Raw genomic sequence first — 15,827 nt, forward strand, 5'->3', positions numbered from 1 at the left:
AAATACATTTGCAATCTTAAAATTTAAAATGAAAAAATGAAAAAAATAATTCTTTTAGTAGCAGTAGCTGTAGTTCTTTTTGCCTGTAATAATTTGGGAGAAGGAGAATACATTATCACAGGAAATGTAAAAGGCATGAAAACAGGTTTGATTTTCTTAGAAAAACAAAGTCCAATGGGCATGGGATTCACTGCTATAGATACTGTGAAAATTGAAGATGGAAAGTTTGAAATTAAAGGTAAAACCGGCGAACCGGAAATTCATTACCTCAGATTTGATAAACTACAAAACAAACTTCCTTTAATTTTAGAAGGTGGTGAAATTGATATTGAAGTAGATAAAGACACCTTATTCAAATCAAAATTATCAGGAACTTACAATAATGAAGAGTTTACTAATTTCAATACTGAATCAAGCAAGATGCAAAAAGCGGCACAAAAGAAAATGAAAGCTTTTGAAGCCAAAAATAAAGCCTTGATTGAGCAAGTTGAAAAAACAAGAGACACAGCCATTGCAAACAAACTAAGAGCCGAATATGAGCCTATTCAAAAAGAGATTCAAAAAAACATGGAAGAATTTACGGTTGGTTATGCTAAAACTCACCCAAAATCATTCATCAGTGTGTTAATTGTTCAAATGATGATGAGTAATCCGAAGTTTACACCGAAAAACATTGAAGATGTTTTCAATTCATTAGATGCTTCTTTAAAGAAAACCAAGCCGGCAAAAAGTATAAAAGAGAATCTTGACGCGTTAAAAAAAAAACCGACGCCAAATCAACCCTCAGAGTTAATCAAATAGCGCCCGACTTTAAAGCACCAAATCCCGATGGAAAAATGGTGTCTTTAAAAGAAAGTCTTGGCAAAGTAACTTTGATTGATTTTTGGGCTTCGTGGTGTATGCCATGTCGAAAAGAAAATCCAAAAGTGGTCGCTTTATACAACGAGTTTCACAGCAAAGGATTCAATGTTATCAGTGTGTCTTTAGATAAAGATGCAGACCAATGGAAAGAAGCCATTGCTAAAGACAAACTAACTTGGACACAAGTTTCCAATTTAAAAGAAATGGAAGACCCGATTGCTAAGCAATACGGAATAGAGTTAATCCCTACCACTTTCTTATTAGATGCATCAGGAAAAATTGTTGGAATTGATTTACCTCACGAGGAATTGAAGGCCAAAATCCAAGCCCTTTTGAAAACAAAATAAATCAAAACGATAAAAAATAAAAAAATCTCCCCAAGGAGATTTTTTTATTTCATTTAAAACCAACCTCTTAAAAAAAGCTAAAGAATTAAGTGCCTTTTTTATTTGTCAAGCTCAAAAGTGTTTTTATATTTGCAGTCGCTATAAGCATTGGGGAGATACTCAAGCGGCCAACGAGGGCGGACTGTAAATCCGCTGATTACATCTTCGCAGGTTCGAATCCTGCTCTCCCCACAAAATGAAAAGTCTATAACATGTTAAAAGTTTACTTTTATAAATGTTATGGACTTTTTGCTTTAAGCAAGGGCACCTTGCTCAGGATAGCGAAGCAATCCTGCTCTCCCCACAAGTATTTTAAACAAAAAAACCACAAGTTCACTTGATGTTTTTTTTACAATGCTTTCGTAAGGGTGAACCCTTACGAATCATGAAATAATCCTGCTCTCCCCAAAACGCAAAATCCTATAAATACTTAATTATAAAACTTTAACACTATTACATCCCATAGCTAATGCTTTTTTTGTTGAACATATAATCAAAAAAAGTATCTTTGAAATTCTAAAAAATTGTTTTTATGAAATCAAATCTATTTATTGGCTCGCTATTGACGGTAACTTTTGTGTTTACTTCTTGTAAAAAGGAAGAAGAAGCCGCAACCACAAGTGATGCTCCAAAAGAAATTATAATGCCAAGGGTTCAATCAATCCCGGCACAAACAAACATCCAACAGCCCGCTATTCAAAATGTGGCTCCGGGTCAAAACCAACCTGCTACGGCCAGTCAAACTTTAACTCCTAACCCACAACAAGTAGTAACCAAAAAAGGAATGAATCCGCCACATGGACAACCGGGACATCGCTGTGATATTGCGGTTGGTGCACCACTAAATTCTCCTGCAGGGAATAACAACCAGCCCAAAATAGGTTCAGCTACTACACAACAAATTGATCCGAGTAAATTCACAACTCAAACAGCAACTCAGCCAACCGGAGCTCCTGCGATATTAAATCCTGACGGTGCACAAACCACCACCACGGTTCCCGGCATGAATCCGCCACACGGACAACCCGGACACCAATGTGGTATTGCGGTTGGAGCTCCATTACCGAAATAAAAAAATCTTTATAAAAAAAATCCCGTCTTGTTTAGACGGGATTTTTTTATTTGAAATTATTGATTACTCCAATGCGAAAACTACACTCACATTTGTAACAATCTCGATTTCACCTACAGCTAATGTTTCTCTTGGTGCATCAGCCTCTGCAGCCATTGCCATCATGTTTCCTTTAAAATAAGGCATTGGTATGTGAACACTGGAATTATCTGTAATCAAAATGGCTTTGCCCACTTTTTGCCCTAAAACCGACACATAATCATTAGCTTTTTGTTTGGCATTTAATATGGCTTTTTTTCTGGCTTCTCTTTCATAATCCTCCATTTTAGAAGATTTGAATTCAACACCCTGAATTGAATTAATCCCGGCATCATTCAATCCCATCATAATTTCATCATACTTTGACAAATCTTTTAGGTTGATGCTCAAAGTTTGATTGGCTTGAAAAATTGACTTTTTCTTTTCATAATCATAGCTCTTACCCAAACTAACATTATTGGTTTTATAATCCGTGGCCGGAACACCACTTTTCTTTAAAAACTTGATTACTTTATCGACCACTTCATCGTTCAATGTCTTTACCTCTTTTACGTCTTTTCCTGAATTTTGGAAACCAACCGTAACTATAGCTTGATCGGGAATAATTTTTATTTTTCCCTCACCGGTGACTGAAATTTGTGGTACTTGGGCTTTTGATTCTTGCGCATTGGAAATACCTGCGACTAATAGGGCTAAAATTAAAACTGCTTTTTTACTCATGAGATTAAATTTGTTTTTTTGGTATTCGTGAATCTTCGATTTCATAATACAATATTTTTAAATATAAAAGTAACTTTCCAAAAGTTGTGCCAATTATAATCTGCCGGTTTTGGCCATTACAAATAAAATTACAATCGGAATAGCCAATAAAACCACCGTTGATGTGCTGTTTTGAAACAAAGCCGGGTCTTTTATTAAAGTAATCGCATAACCGCCGATTGCACCGCCAAAATGCGCTGTATGTCCGATATTGTCTCGCTTGGCTTTCATACCATAAATAGACGCCAACAAATAAATGAATCCGAAAATATATCCGGGTATAAAACCATAAATCTCTATACCGGGTGCAAGCAATATGGCCGAATATATAATTCCGGTCACTGCTCCCGAAGCACCTACGGCACTATAACTATATTCATTGCCATGAAAGACCATTGTCAGTAAACTACCGAAAATCAAACTCGCCATATAAATCAGAAGAAAAGAAAAATTCCCGAGCATCCCAAAAACAATTGGGGCAAAAAAATACAGGGTAAGCATGTTAAAAGCCAAATGAATTTCATCGGCATGTAAAAATCCTGAGGTTATCATTCTTATTTGCTCTCCGGCTCGAATACTGCCTACATGAAATTGGTATTTTCTAAAAAACAATTGATCATTAAATCCTTTGATACTTATGAGGACATTGGCGAGAATAATACCAATTAGAAATAGGTTGAGCATAACTGAAACATTTTGGTAAAAATAACAATAGTTCTTGAGGTTTCACAGACGATATCGGTTTAAAATAACTTTTAACTCTATATTTACAAAAATTTACACCAATGCAACTCTTAGTTTTTTTACTGCTCTACCCGATTATTTGGTTCATGTCGAAAATGCCTTTTCGAGTATTGTATTTGATCTCTGACCTGGTTTATATTTTGGTTTATTACCTTATTGGATACCGAAAAAAAATTGTTGGCCAAAATCTTGCGGCAGCTTTACCTCATTTGTCTGATAAAGAGCGAAAGGCTATTGAAAGAAAATCTTATCGTCACTTGTGTGATATGTTTTTGGAAATGATGAAAACCATGTCGATTTCTGAAGGAGAAATGAACAAACGCTTCCAATTTACCAATATCGAAGCATTGACTGTTATGGAAAAACAAGGAAAGAGCATAGCTGTATTGATGGCACATTATGCTAGTTATGAATGGGCGATTTCTTTGAATAATTTTAGTAATCTGACCGGTTATGCCATATACAAAAGAGTGGGAAATGTTTATTTCGATAAGTTGGTTAAGGATATTCGATTAAAATTTAAAGCGCAACTAATTACTACCCGAGAAACTATACCGACCATTGAAAAAAACCATCTTGAAAACCGTTTGGGTTTGTATGGTTTTGCCAGTGACCAATCACCTCAGTTAAGCAAAACCCATCATTGGGGCACTTTCTTAGGTATAGAAACCCCTATTCACACAGGAGCGGAAATGTTAGCCAAGCGATTTGACATGAATGTTATATTTCTAAAAGTAAAAAAAGTCAAGCGTGGTTATTATGAAGCTACTTTAGAGACCATGTTTGACCATCCTAAAGAAGTGCCTAACTATCAAATATCAGATGAGTTTTTAAGGCGCGTGGAAAAGCAAATCTACGAAGCACCCGAATATTACTTGTGGACGCACAAGCGTTGGAAACACAAGAAAAAGTAGTGTTCAGTGGTATGTTCAGAGTTCAGTTATTTGGCATTAAACCAAGACTTCACCATTGCTAATTCAGAATGTTTGGCGTTTTGGTGGATGAATTCGTTTGTTTTGGGATTATATTTATAGTCTTTAGCCCATTCTTTGTGATTTTGTGCCAATGCTTTAATGCTTTCGCAAACAAATTGAATTTCTTCAGAAGTGGTTGTCGGGTGAATCGACATTCTAATCCAACCCGGTTTTTTGATTAAATCGCCCGAGGTAATTTGGCACACCAAATCATGAGAGGTTTCCTGATCAACGTGCAATAAGAAATGCCCGTAAGTGCCGGCACAACTACAACCTCCACGGGTTTGGATTCCAAAACGGTCATTCAGCAATTTTACCCCCAAATTAAAATGCAACTCGTCAATATAAAACGAAATAACCCCTAACCTGTCTTGGTGTTGGTTGGCCAAAATATGAATGTTTTCTATTGAATTTAATTCAGAAAAGACATATTCCACGATTTCATGTTCGCGTCCTAAAATATTCTTCACGCCCATTTGCTCCTTCAACTGAATCGCCAAAGCAGTTTTGATCACCTGAAGAAATCCCGGAGTTCCGCCATCTTCTCTGTCTTCTATATTGTCAATGTATTTGTGTTCACCCCAAGGATTCGTCCACGAAACGGTTCCGCCACCCGGACAATCAGGGACATTATTTTTGTATAAATTTTTATTAAAAATAAGCACCCCTGAAGTTCCCGGACCACCCAAAAACTTGTGCGGCGAAAAGAAAATAGCATCTAAATAACTTTCCTCATCAGGATGCATATCAATTTCAACATATGGTCCGGAACACGCAAAATCCACAAAGCAAACGCCATTATTTTGATGCATTAATTTGGCTACTTCATGATAAGGTGTTTTAATCCCGGTAACATTGGAACAAGAGGTTATGGAAGCTATTTTAAAACTTCTGTCTTTGTATTTTTCTAATAGTTCTTTGAACTCCTTCATGCACAACAAACCGTCTTCATTAGCCGGAATTACAATCACATCGGCAATGGTTTCCAACCAAGAAGTTTGATTAGAATGGTGTTCCATGTGAGATATAAAAACGATTGGTTTTACTTCTTGCGGTATAGTTGTAAAGTCTTTTAGGTTTTCAGGGACTTTTAAACCTAGTATTCTTTGAAACTTATTTACTACGCCGGTCATCCCTGTACCATCATTAATTAAGACATCATTTTCATTGGCATTGACATGCTTTTTGATAATGTGACGGGCTTCGTGGTAAGCCATAGTCATAGCCGTTCCTGAAATAGTCGTTTCTGTATGGGTATTGGCCACAAATGGTCCGAATTCATTTATCAGCTTTTCCTCAATCGGGCGATACAATCTTCCGCTGGCAGTCCAGTCGGTGTAAATAATTTTTTTCTTCCCGAAAGGAGACTCAAACTCTTGGTCTATTCCAATAATGTTCTGGCGAAACTGTCGGAAATACTGCTCTAAAGCCGTTTGGGTTTCTGTGGTAATCATAATGCAACTATTTGTGCTCAAAGATACATTATTTTTAATTTTAGCTCAATAAATTTCCTCTTTGTTGATAAATTCACAAAACTCTAGAAAGATTTAAACCTTAACTTTGGACATCTGTCTTACTTAGAAATTTCTTTGAATATGAAAAAAAGTTTATCTCTACTGTTGGTTGTACTAGGTATAACCACTGCTTTTAGTCAAGAAGACAATCGTCCGGTAAATACCGGTGATGATTTTAGTTTGGAAGTTGCTTTGGCCCTATTTAAAAAAGCCAATACCTTAGAAAATTTTGAAAAGTTACTCAATGAAGAAAGTAACAATGTCAACAATTTAGACCTCAACAATGATGATGACATTGATTATATAACCGTTGAGGATATCAAAGACGGCGATTCCCATGTTATTGTACTAAGCACTTTTCTCGATGAAAAAGAAAAACAAGATATTGCTACCATCAGCATCGAAAAAACCGGAGAAAATCATGCAGTACTTCAAATAGAAGGTGACAAAGATTTATATCCCGAAAATACTATCGTAGAACCATTTGATGAAAAAGAAGTTATTAAAAGTTCAAAAGGTGGTCCTAATATTCCTGAAATAGATTTTCAAATAGTTTCTGTTAATGTTTGGCTTTGGCCAAGTGTCCGTTTTTTATATGGCCCGAACTATGTAGTTTGGGTTTCGCCCTACCGTTGGGGTTACTATCCTCGCTGGTGGAAACCATGGCGACCAATCTCTCATCCGGTGTTTTATGCCCACTGTGCTCCACACCGTGTATATTATCGTCCGGTTACAACCCGCAGAGTCGTTGTAGCCCGAAAAACGTATACTTCGAGAAGACATTCTTCGACTTTGGTAGTTCACAATCGCCGAGGAACAACCGTAATTCACAAAAACAAGAGAGGCAAAGTAAAAGCCGTTAAAGTAAGAAGAACCCCGGCAAGAGCGAGAAGATAAAATCATGAACAAGCACACCCTTTGGTCATTGCGTTTAGGTTTTTCAGGAAAGCAAAGTAAACTTATTGAAAATATGGGTTTACCCAAATTTCTGGAGCAATCCTATGTTTCATCATTTGACAAAAGCGTGCCTTCTTTTTTAGACAAGAGTCCAAAATCAATTCAAGAATTAAAAGCCAAACGTCAAGAATTAAAAAATATTTCTCCCGAAGAAGCGAAAGAACTACTCAAAATTGAACTCCAAGTGTCTCAGGAAATGAAAGCTTGGTGGTTGGAAAAAATGATTCATGATGAATATCCGCTACGCGAAAAAATGTCTTGCTTTTGGCACAACCATTTTGTTTCGACTTACCAAAAAGTGAAGGTCAACCATTGGATTTTTCAGCACAACCAATTGCTACGTGAGAACGCTTTTGGCAACTTTAAAACCTTGACCAAACAAGTCATCCAAACCAATGCCATGGTACGTTATTTGGACAATGTAGACAATCGCCGAGATAAAATCAACGAAAACCTTAGCCGGGAATTATTAGAATTGTTCACACTAGGTATTGGCCATTACACTGAAGACGATATTAAAAACGGCGCCAAGGGGTTGGCCGGATTAAACCTAGGAGAAGACCAAGCCGTTTATCGTCGAATGCTTGAAAACAATGACACGATTACCTATTTTGGCAAAACAGGCAAGTTCAAAGTGGGTGAAATGGTCGATATTATTTTCGAGCAAAAAGCGGTGCCTTATTTGCTGACGCGAAAAATCCTAAAGTGGTTCATCTACGATAATCCGTCAGAAGAATTGGTTCAATATTACGGGGATTATTTCCGAAAAGCAGATTTTGAAATCAAGCCGTTGCTTACCAAAATCTTCACTGAAGAATTCGCCAAAGACAATGCCGGAAGCAAAATCAAAGACCCTTTGGTTTATATCATCCAATTGATGCACGAGTTAAATGTTGCACAATTGAATCCGAAACTGGTTGTGCTTTTTTTAAGACAACAAGGCATGGATTTGTTTAACCAACCCAATGTTAAAGGTTGGAATGGCGGTAAAGAATGGCTGACTTCCCAAATTTATTTACAACGCAATAATGCTGCCGATTTGCTTTGCAACGGTAAAAGCTTGAGTCGAAGAAAACAATTCACCGACGATGAAATGATGAATGAAAGTAGGTCACAATTGGTAAAAGTTAAACTTCATTGGGACAAAACCGGCAACAACAAAACTATTATTGCTGAACTTACCAACAGATTATTATTTCAAGTCGATGACAATTTGCAAAAAGAATTTGAAGCCATCTTGAAATACGATTTCAATCCCAAAGCACAAAATGCCGATGATGCCGTATTGCGATTGTTCAATGCGATGGTAAAAACACCCGAATACCAATTGATTTAGCCATGAACAGAAGAAACTTTTTAACCCTAACAGGAACATTTACCGGTGGTGCTTTGCTACTGCCTGATTTCCTTCACGCTTTCGGAAATCAGCCTAACCTGTTGATTGGTGAACAATGCTTGGTGTTTGTCCAACTCAATGGCGGTAATGATGGTTTGAACACGTTTATTCCGTTTGAGAATCCTTTGTATTATGATTTGCGGACCAAAATTGCGCTTTCCAAAGACCAGGTCATCAGTAAAAATAAAGGCATGTCATTTCATCCGGCGTTGAAAGATTTTGCGACGATGCAACAAAATGGGGACTTGAGCATCATCCAAAACGTGGGTTATCCTGAGCCCAATCGATCGCATTTTCGCAGTCAGGAAATTTGGCAAACTGCCTCAGATTCCAATCAATATTTAAATGAAGGTTGGTTAGGTCGTTATCTCGACTTGCAATGTAAAGAGCACCAACCTACTGCCGGCATTAATTTGGATTCCATAGATAATTTGGCCCTCAAAGGCAACGAACCTAACTTCATTACCGTAAAAGACCCGAATCGTTTCAAAATCAGAACCGATAATGACAATACGGTAAAGCTTTCGGACAATCCGCAATTGGATTTTGTGCGCAAAATTGCCAACTCGGTTTCCGAAGGTTCTGATGAGATTCAAAAAGCGATTGCAAAATCGACAGCTGAAATGAGTTATCCTAAAACCAATTTGGGTAAAAACCTAGAATGGATTGCCCGATTAATCAAAGGCAATTTGAATTCCAAAGTATATTATACTTCCCAAAACGGTTATGATACACATGACAATCAATTGGCTTTACACCAACGCAATTTGACCGAATTGAACGAGGCGGTTTTTAATTTTTACACCGATTTGAAAAAAGCCCAATTACTGCAAAATGTTACCATCGTAGTCTTCTCTGAATTCGGAAGGAGAGTCAAAGACAACGGCAACGGAACAGATCATGGAACAGCCGCCCCAATGTTTATCATTGGTGGAAATAACAAAGGAAAAGTCATTGGAAACAATCCAAATCTCTCCGATTTAGATAATGGTGATTTAAAATATGAAATTGATTTCAGAAGTGTCTATGCTTCGTTACTTGAAAATAAGTTGGATTTTGATTCCCAAACCATTGGTCTGAAGTCAACTCCACTAAAAGGCTTGTTTTAGCAAATTGTACTATTTTTACCCTTGAATGATGTTGAAAAATCCCCATTGATGGGGATTTTTTATTACATTTTTTTTCTCATCTTTGAAGAACCTAATCAAAACTATTACAATCATGAAAGTTTACGAATCTACAGGAACTTTTGATGCCACACAAAGCACTTTTAAATTAGACATTCAAACTACTGACATCAGCCCTGATGAATTTTACATCAGCGAATATTACAATATTTGTGATGCTAATCGATATGCTATTTTGGGAATTTTACAAACGGTAGATAAAAATGACACCGATTTCACCAATTATCCGCCGGATGCAAATCTTCTGGAAAACGATATTTCATTCAATAAACTTAACAAAGATTATTTAGAACCCGGCGACAAAGATATTTTCAGCATAGGAACCGGTGACAAAATTGACGTTTACATTCACCACGGCATAGGTTTTGACCCTACAACCAATACCGATGACAACCAATACATTATAAACTACAAAGCCGGTATTTATGTTCACTTGGCAGCTGGTGCTCCTCCGGGAAGTGGAGGATCAGGTGGTTTAAACGGTTAAATCATTTATGAATTTAAAATCAAATAAAATCAAATACATCTTTACAGTACTTTTTTTAATTAGTACTGTACTTACTGTTGCCCAAAACGCAGCCTTAAAACAATTTGAATCTGAATTTGACCAACTTGATTATAAAACTCGTTTGACCGAATTAAGAAAATTCAAACCAAATGCCTTGTCTATAAAAGATAGAGCGCTGTTTGAACATTTATCCGGTAAAACTGAATATTTAAATAGCTCCGGTGTCGGAGCTGTAGAACATTTTGTAAAGGCAAAAGAATTATACCTTCAAGCCAAAGATTTTGACAAAGTGGCGGAACTTTTAGTAACATTAGCAGAACAAAAAAGCCTCAGTAATTATAAATATGCCGATTACAAGCCATTGTTGGATGAAGCCATTATATATGCCGAGAAAAGTAAAAATCCGGATCTATTATGCAAAACTTACAAGCAAATTGGAAAAAGTATTTATATATTAGAGCCTCAAAAAGCAATAGCCTATTTTCAAAAAGCGATTGCAATTGCACAAAAAAACAAGCTGTTTGTTCATGAAATTAAGATTAATGGTAATATAGGTGTTACCTATTTTGAAGTATTAAATGATTTAAAAAAAGCTCGTTATTATCATAATTTATCTTTAGAAATAAGTAAAAAACACAATCATCAGGAAGGTATCGCTTATGCCTATGTCAATTTTGCAGCCATATTTCGCAAAGAAAAAAATTACGAAGCTGCTGTAAAATATTACCTTATGGCTCTAGAATTAAAGTTTGACAATTACAGAGCTAATGTTGACCTTATTGTACTTGGTTATATTTCGGATACTTACAAAGAGATGAAGAATTATGAAAAAGCATTTGAATATCTCGACAAGAAAAAAGCACTTGAGAAAGAATTGAGCGACCAAGAAGAAAATAAAATTATCCGTGACATCAACACCAAATACGAAACCCAAAAGAAAGAGCTTGAAAATCAAGAATTAAAAATTAAAGACCAAAAAAACAAGTTATTCCTCTACTCCTTTATCGGTCTTTTTTTGGTTTTTGTAATTGGAGCCTATTTCAGAATCAGTCACATCAATAAAAAGAAAAAAATAGCCGAACAGGAAAAGCTCATCGAAAGTCAAAAACTTGAAAATGTGCTTAAAGAACAAGAATTACTTGAAATTGACAAAATATTGGAAGGCCAAGAAAAAGAGCGCTTAAAATTAGCCAATGAATTACACGATAACTTGGGCAGTATTTTAGCAACTCTAAGGCTTAATTTCCAGAATCTTTACCAACAAACAGAAGGCATCAAAGAGGAAGAAAGAGAGTTGTTTGCCAAAACAGATGAGCTTATAGAAGATGCTTACCAAAAAGTACGAGGTATGGCTCATGCCAAAAACGCAGGTGTTATCGGCAGCGAAGGATTAGTTCCAGCCGTTCAAAATATTGCTAAGAAAGTAGCTATTCCCAACAAACTTAAAGTACAGGTAATTCCATTTGGCATGACTAAAAGATTGGAAAACGCTCTTGAAGTTACCCTTTTCCGTATGATTCAAGAGATATTAACCAATACGATTAAACATGCTCAAGCGACCGAAATCACCATTAGTTTAACCCAAGATGATGACACTATCAACATACTGATTGAAGACAATGGCAAAGGCTTTAATCCCAAAGCAATAGATAAAAAAGAAGGAATGGGTTTGAGTAATATTGAAAAAAAAGTGGAACAACTCAATGGCACTTTTAACATTGACAGCTTTGAAGGAAAAGGAACCACCATCATTATAGACATACCATTATGATCACGTTAGTAATCGCCGAAGACCATCAGGCCCTGATTGATGGCATGAAATCATTTTTGAGAAACGAAAACGATATTGAAATTGTAGGTTATGCGAACGACGGGTTTGCATTGATTGACATTGTGCGACAGCTCAAACCTAATGTAGTCATCACCGATATCAGGATGCCTAAATGTGATGGCATTGTGGCCACCAAAACTATTAAGGCAGAATTTCCAAATACCCAGATTATTGCCTTTAGTATGTTTGACCATGACGATGCTATTGCGCAAATGAAAGAAGCAGGCGCCTCTGGCTATATCATGAAAAACTCTTCATTACAAACCGTTTTAGAAGCCATTAGAGCGGTTAGTCAAGGTTACTCCTATTTTGTAAATGATGCAGAAAACGAATATGAGACTTCCAAAAACGAATTATTTTTTAGCAACCGCGAAAAAGAAATACTGCAACTAATCGCCGAAGGAAAATCGTCTCAGGAAATTGCCGACGTCTTGTTTATCGAAAAATCTACGGTTGATTCCCACCGCAAAAACATGTCGAAAAAAATCAAAACTATCGGGAAAACCGATTTAACAAAATTCGCTTTAGAGCGGAAATATGACTATTTGTAATATTTTTACCTCATAATTACGGTAAAAAATCCCCATTGATGGGGATTTTTTTATTGGTTTTCTTTTCCGAATTTTAAATAATCAAAAACGTAATTAATTTAAGTTTTGGTTAGTTAATAAATCCTGCCCGTCTCTCGCAAAAATTTTAGTGGTATTTGATATTTGTAACAAGGGCAGGTTTTTATTCATCAAGTAAAATCCAGATAATACGAATACATGCCAAAAAGAAACCTAAACCCCAACTTGGTGATTTCCTATCACCGAATGCGCCAATCTATTGGTTGGCTTGGACTGTCCTTGCCTTTTATCCTACTTGCGGGCAATTATATGATCAATCATTATAATTTATTCAATAACGAAACTTTGATGATGACACAATGTAATACTTACACCGCCGGTAGTTCTTTCAAACCTTCTATCAGCCATTATTATTACACCACGGTAGGCGAACTCTTTACCGGGACGCTTTGTGCCGTGGCCTTGTTTCTCTTTAGTTACCGCGGTTATCCGCAACGCGATGAGGAAATTATTCCCTCAGACAGTTTTATGACCAACTTGGCCGGATTTTGCGCTTTGGGTGTTGCCCTATTCCCTACTTCTGCCAATAATTGTCTTTCGGATAATGTTCGCACTTACATCAGCAGTGAAACCATGGGTTATGTGCATTATATTTTTGCAGGTTTCTTTTTTATCACCCTATCACTGATTTCAATTTTTAATTTCAGACGCACAGCCAAGGTCGCCGACTTTGGTAAAATGCCTTCTCATAATTTTTACAAATACTGTGGGATTACCATGTTAGTTTGCATAGCCATCATTTTGATTTACTCGGTGTGGTTAGAAGAAAGCTATCCCCAATTACAAGCCTATAATATCACTTTTGTTTTAGAAACCATTGCCCTATTAGCCTTTGGATTGTCATGGCTAAAAAAAGGAAGAATTGACAGTAATTAAAATTCAGAAAAAATCGTAATTCATAATTCGTAATTCTAAAAATCATGTGTTGGACTAATGTAGAATCTCAGTGTAAAATGGTATATGATAAACCATTCATTAATGTCGAGAAACCACTCGACCGTAAATTTATCATTCAAATTATAGCCGAGGAATTTCCCGACTTTCCGCGCATTCGTATTGCGGCTACGGTCGACCGTTGTTTAAAGATATTCCCCGCGCCGGTAGAACGTCAAAAGCTGTTGCACTTTGTGCAAATGAGCATGCGATAAACCGGCACTTTATACCTACCGCTCCGCCCTCTTGTTATTTTGAGACTTTAATGAGAGGGTTTTGGAGTGACCTGAATGTGAAAAATTAACCAAACCACTTATTCGATGGAACATAAAAGTAGTTTCCTGAGATAAAAGTGGTTTTTTTGTATATTAGTTGGGGAAACAGATATGAATTTATATTTATCTGTTAGTTGTCGGTGATTTTCACAAACAATGCATTAAATGACAAATTATGATTCGATTCCTTTATTCTTTCGTTTTGCTCACATCATTAAATAGCTTCAGTTTATCTGCTCAGAATATTCGATGTTCCGAACTTTCAAAAGAATTTGATTCGTTTATAAATATGTTAAAAAAGGAAAATTACAAAATTAGCTTAATCAATAATGACAATCAACTGATATTTGAAACTCACAAGAAATCGAATAAAATAAAATTTAAAAACCTAAATGGATTTGACGCAAAATGTAATACAGAATTTAAAGATAATATGTATGTAAGGCTTAGTGCATACGAAATTTGCTTCAATGATACTATTGAAGCTAAATCTTATGAAGCCAAAATAAATAAGATAATAAATGGGAGTGATTTAAGAAATGAAAAAAAATATGATTTCGTCATAAGAAATGAAAATAAGCTAATTTATATCTCAACTGATGCTCGAATATTTTATGAATCTGTTGTAGAGTTGAAAAACAAGATTATAAAAATCACACAAAACCACCGCTAACAGCAGTTTGCAAAAATTGCATTAGTTTATCTAACAGATTTTCTCTGAAAAGACATCGACCAAGACCAGAAAGATCCCTGACAACTCCGAAAAAATACCCGCAAAGTCTGAAAAGTATTCATGAAGCTTATAAACTCAGTAAAAGATCTTAAAATAGGGAAACCCAACAAATTGAGTAAAATCAGAAAGCAATCTTTTCTTTTGCCAAATTCTCTTGAAACCATCAAAATCTATTTACACTAAATATTTATTAAATAAAAATGTATATTTATTGTTTATCAATAAATATTTATTATATATTTGTCCTGTTAAACTTTATAATTCATCCTCATGGAAATTAAAATCAGTACCGCACAAATCCTAAAAGTCTTGTATATCCTTTCATGGATTATCTTTATCGGCTTGTGTATTGAAGCCTGCGGTTTTATATTCAATACTGCTTTAGCGTTTTTTAAAACGGACAACATTGGCATTTTTTGGCAACAAATCGATTTAACCCAACTTTACAACTTTGACAAAGGCCATTACTTTGCAATCACAACTTATCTGAGTATCATAGCGGTAATGAAAACGCTAATTTTTTACCTGATTGTAAAATTATTACACGACAAAAAGCTAAACCTGACCAAGCCTTTTAACCCTGAAGTAGTAAGGTTTATTATCATCCTTTCCTATTTGACTTTGGGCATTGGTTTGTTCACGCACTTTGGCGTTAACTACGCGGAATGGCTTTACAAACAAGACGTTAAAATGCCGGATATTTACCACTTACGCTTAGCCGGCGGTGATGTTTGGCTATTCATGAGCGTGACGCTGTATGTAATCGCACAAATTTTCAAAAGAGGCATCGAAATCCAAAACGAAAACGACTTAACAATATAAATTATGCCCATTATTGTAAACCTCGACGTGATGATGGCCAAAAGAAAGATGTCGTTAAACGAACTTTCCGAAAAGGTAGATTTAACCTTATCTAACCTTTCCATCCTAAAAACCGGTAAAGCCAAAGCCATTCGATTCAGTACCTTAGAAGCAATTTGCAAAGCATTAGACTGTCAACCCGGCGATATTTTAGAATACACCGACTAA

The 15,827-nt window shown here is 36.0% G+C and carries 18 protein-coding genes and 1 tRNA gene; 16 read left to right on the forward strand and 3 right to left on the reverse strand.

Annotated elements, in window-relative coordinates:
* Positions 1-36 precede the first annotated feature (36 nt).
* The 4 genes from P7V56_RS11920 (at position 37) to P7V56_RS11935 (ending at position 2,319) form a co-directional block, all read left to right on the forward strand.
* On the forward strand, positions 37-801 hold the full coding sequence (locus P7V56_RS11920) for a DUF4369 domain-containing protein (protein ID WP_171222893.1): 765 nt from the start codon (positions 37-39) through the stop codon (positions 799-801).
* Between the two features lie 35 nt (positions 802-836).
* Positions 837-1,208, forward strand: a complete 372-nt coding sequence (locus P7V56_RS11925) for a TlpA family protein disulfide reductase (protein WP_240976674.1) — start codon at positions 837-839, stop codon at positions 1,206-1,208.
* Between the two features lie 149 nt (positions 1,209-1,357).
* Positions 1,358-1,439, forward strand: a tRNA-Tyr gene (locus P7V56_RS11930).
* A 340-nt stretch (positions 1,440-1,779) separates the two neighbouring features.
* Positions 1,780-2,319: a hypothetical protein gene (locus P7V56_RS11935; RefSeq protein ID WP_171222894.1), complete on the forward strand. Its 540-nt coding sequence runs from the start codon at positions 1,780-1,782 to the stop codon at positions 2,317-2,319.
* A 63-nt stretch (positions 2,320-2,382) separates the two neighbouring features.
* Here the strand turns inward: P7V56_RS11935 and P7V56_RS11940 are convergent, their stop codons facing one another.
* Complete coding sequence (locus P7V56_RS11940) at positions 2,383-3,123, reverse strand: SIMPL domain-containing protein (protein ID WP_240976675.1); 741 nt, start codon at positions 3,121-3,123, stop codon at positions 2,383-2,385.
* 48 nt (positions 3,124-3,171) lie between these two features.
* Positions 3,172-3,801 carry a rhomboid family intramembrane serine protease gene (locus P7V56_RS11945; RefSeq protein WP_171222895.1) on the reverse strand — a complete coding sequence of 210 codons (630 nt, stop codon included), beginning with the start codon at positions 3,799-3,801 and terminating at the stop codon, positions 3,172-3,174.
* A gap of 101 nt (positions 3,802-3,902) precedes the next feature.
* Between P7V56_RS11945 and P7V56_RS11950 the strand changes: the two genes are divergently transcribed.
* Complete coding sequence (locus P7V56_RS11950; protein WP_171222896.1) at positions 3,903-4,775, forward strand: lysophospholipid acyltransferase family protein; 873 nt, start codon at positions 3,903-3,905, stop codon at positions 4,773-4,775.
* Positions 4,776-4,801: 26 nt separating this feature from the next.
* On the opposite strand, the gene P7V56_RS11955 is transcribed toward P7V56_RS11950, so the two are convergent.
* Positions 4,802-6,289, reverse strand: a complete 1,488-nt coding sequence (locus P7V56_RS11955; RefSeq protein ID WP_171222897.1) for an aminotransferase class V-fold PLP-dependent enzyme — start codon at positions 6,287-6,289, stop codon at positions 4,802-4,804.
* A gap of 141 nt (positions 6,290-6,430) precedes the next feature.
* On the opposite strand from P7V56_RS11955, the gene P7V56_RS11960 reads away from it, so the two are divergent.
* From P7V56_RS11960 to P7V56_RS12010, 11 genes are all read left to right on the forward strand, one after another.
* The gene (locus P7V56_RS11960) at positions 6,431-7,246 is read left to right on the forward strand and encodes a hypothetical protein (protein ID WP_171222898.1); all 816 of its coding nucleotides are present in this window, start codon (positions 6,431-6,433) and stop codon (positions 7,244-7,246) included.
* Positions 7,247-7,250: 4 nt separating this feature from the next.
* The gene (locus tag P7V56_RS11965) at positions 7,251-8,642 is read left to right on the forward strand and encodes a DUF1800 domain-containing protein (RefSeq protein ID WP_171222899.1); all 1,392 of its coding nucleotides are present in this window, start codon (positions 7,251-7,253) and stop codon (positions 8,640-8,642) included.
* Between the two features lie 2 nt (positions 8,643-8,644).
* The gene (locus P7V56_RS11970) at positions 8,645-9,811 is read left to right on the forward strand and encodes a DUF1501 domain-containing protein (protein ID WP_171222900.1); all 1,167 of its coding nucleotides are present in this window, start codon (positions 8,645-8,647) and stop codon (positions 9,809-9,811) included.
* Positions 9,812-9,923: 112 nt separating this feature from the next.
* Positions 9,924-10,376: a hypothetical protein gene (locus P7V56_RS11975; protein WP_171222901.1), complete on the forward strand. Its 453-nt coding sequence runs from the start codon at positions 9,924-9,926 to the stop codon at positions 10,374-10,376.
* A gap of 7 nt (positions 10,377-10,383) precedes the next feature.
* Positions 10,384-12,168: a tetratricopeptide repeat-containing sensor histidine kinase gene (locus P7V56_RS11980; RefSeq protein WP_171222902.1), complete on the forward strand. Its 1,785-nt coding sequence runs from the start codon at positions 10,384-10,386 to the stop codon at positions 12,166-12,168.
* A complete protein-coding gene (locus tag P7V56_RS11985; protein WP_171222903.1) occupies positions 12,165-12,779 on the forward strand; it encodes a response regulator transcription factor in 615 nt (204 codons plus the stop codon). The genes P7V56_RS11980 and P7V56_RS11985 overlap by 4 nt, the downstream gene beginning before the upstream one ends.
* A gap of 216 nt (positions 12,780-12,995) precedes the next feature.
* Positions 12,996-13,733, forward strand: coding sequence for a hypothetical protein (locus P7V56_RS11990; protein ID WP_171222904.1), 738 nt, complete (start codon positions 12,996-12,998; stop codon positions 13,731-13,733).
* A 44-nt stretch (positions 13,734-13,777) separates the two neighbouring features.
* On the forward strand, positions 13,778-14,005 hold the full coding sequence (locus P7V56_RS11995) for a hypothetical protein (RefSeq protein WP_171222905.1): 228 nt from the start codon (positions 13,778-13,780) through the stop codon (positions 14,003-14,005).
* 235 nt (positions 14,006-14,240) lie between these two features.
* Positions 14,241-14,738 (forward strand): hypothetical protein, encoded by a 498-nt coding sequence (locus P7V56_RS12000; protein ID WP_171222906.1) that lies wholly within the window; start codon positions 14,241-14,243, stop codon positions 14,736-14,738.
* A gap of 330 nt (positions 14,739-15,068) precedes the next feature.
* The gene (locus P7V56_RS12005; RefSeq protein ID WP_171222907.1) at positions 15,069-15,620 is read left to right on the forward strand and encodes a DUF2975 domain-containing protein; all 552 of its coding nucleotides are present in this window, start codon (positions 15,069-15,071) and stop codon (positions 15,618-15,620) included.
* Positions 15,621-15,623: 3 nt separating this feature from the next.
* Positions 15,624-15,827 carry a helix-turn-helix domain-containing protein gene (locus P7V56_RS12010; protein WP_171222908.1) on the forward strand — a complete coding sequence of 68 codons (204 nt, stop codon included), beginning with the start codon at positions 15,624-15,626 and terminating at the stop codon, positions 15,825-15,827.

Origin of the sequence: Flavobacterium sp. IMCC34852 (genome assembly GCF_030643905.1) — a bacterium.
In the GTDB taxonomy this organism is placed as follows: domain Bacteria; phylum Bacteroidota; class Bacteroidia; order Flavobacteriales; family Flavobacteriaceae; genus Flavobacterium; species Flavobacterium rivulicola.

What these genes read in the sequence shown, in the direction of transcription:
- P7V56_RS11940 (WP_240976675.1), bottom strand. Translation starts at nt 3,123, where the DNA reads ATGAAATCGAAGATTCACGAATACCAAAAAAACAAATTTAATCTCATG.
- P7V56_RS11920 (WP_171222893.1), top strand. Translation starts at nt 37, where the DNA reads ATGAAAAAAATAATTCTTTTAGTAGCAGTAGCTGTAGTTCTTTTTGCC.
- P7V56_RS11975 (WP_171222901.1), top strand. Translation starts at nt 9,924, where the DNA reads ATGAAAGTTTACGAATCTACAGGAACTTTTGATGCCACACAAAGCACT.
- P7V56_RS11985 (WP_171222903.1), top strand. Translation starts at nt 12,165, where the DNA reads ATGATCACGTTAGTAATCGCCGAAGACCATCAGGCCCTGATTGATGGC.
- P7V56_RS11995 (WP_171222905.1), top strand. Translation starts at nt 13,778, where the DNA reads ATGTGTTGGACTAATGTAGAATCTCAGTGTAAAATGGTATATGATAAA.
- P7V56_RS11960 (WP_171222898.1), top strand. Translation starts at nt 6,431, where the DNA reads ATGAAAAAAAGTTTATCTCTACTGTTGGTTGTACTAGGTATAACCACT.
- P7V56_RS11925 (WP_240976674.1), top strand. Translation starts at nt 837, where the DNA reads ATGGTGTCTTTAAAAGAAAGTCTTGGCAAAGTAACTTTGATTGATTTT.
- P7V56_RS12005 (WP_171222907.1), top strand. Translation starts at nt 15,069, where the DNA reads ATGGAAATTAAAATCAGTACCGCACAAATCCTAAAAGTCTTGTATATC.
- P7V56_RS11970 (WP_171222900.1), top strand. Translation starts at nt 8,645, where the DNA reads ATGAACAGAAGAAACTTTTTAACCCTAACAGGAACATTTACCGGTGGT.
- P7V56_RS11950 (WP_171222896.1), top strand. Translation starts at nt 3,903, where the DNA reads ATGCAACTCTTAGTTTTTTTACTGCTCTACCCGATTATTTGGTTCATG.
- P7V56_RS11980 (WP_171222902.1), top strand. Translation starts at nt 10,384, where the DNA reads ATGAATTTAAAATCAAATAAAATCAAATACATCTTTACAGTACTTTTT.
- P7V56_RS11945 (WP_171222895.1), bottom strand. Translation starts at nt 3,801, where the DNA reads ATGCTCAACCTATTTCTAATTGGTATTATTCTCGCCAATGTCCTCATA.
- P7V56_RS11965 (WP_171222899.1), top strand. Translation starts at nt 7,251, where the DNA reads ATGAACAAGCACACCCTTTGGTCATTGCGTTTAGGTTTTTCAGGAAAG.
- P7V56_RS12010 (WP_171222908.1), top strand. Translation starts at nt 15,624, where the DNA reads ATGCCCATTATTGTAAACCTCGACGTGATGATGGCCAAAAGAAAGATG.
- P7V56_RS11935 (WP_171222894.1), top strand. Translation starts at nt 1,780, where the DNA reads ATGAAATCAAATCTATTTATTGGCTCGCTATTGACGGTAACTTTTGTG.
- P7V56_RS12000 (WP_171222906.1), top strand. Translation starts at nt 14,241, where the DNA reads ATGATTCGATTCCTTTATTCTTTCGTTTTGCTCACATCATTAAATAGC.
- P7V56_RS11955 (WP_171222897.1), bottom strand. Translation starts at nt 6,289, where the DNA reads ATGATTACCACAGAAACCCAAACGGCTTTAGAGCAGTATTTCCGACAG.
- P7V56_RS11990 (WP_171222904.1), top strand. Translation starts at nt 12,996, where the DNA reads ATGCCAAAAAGAAACCTAAACCCCAACTTGGTGATTTCCTATCACCGA.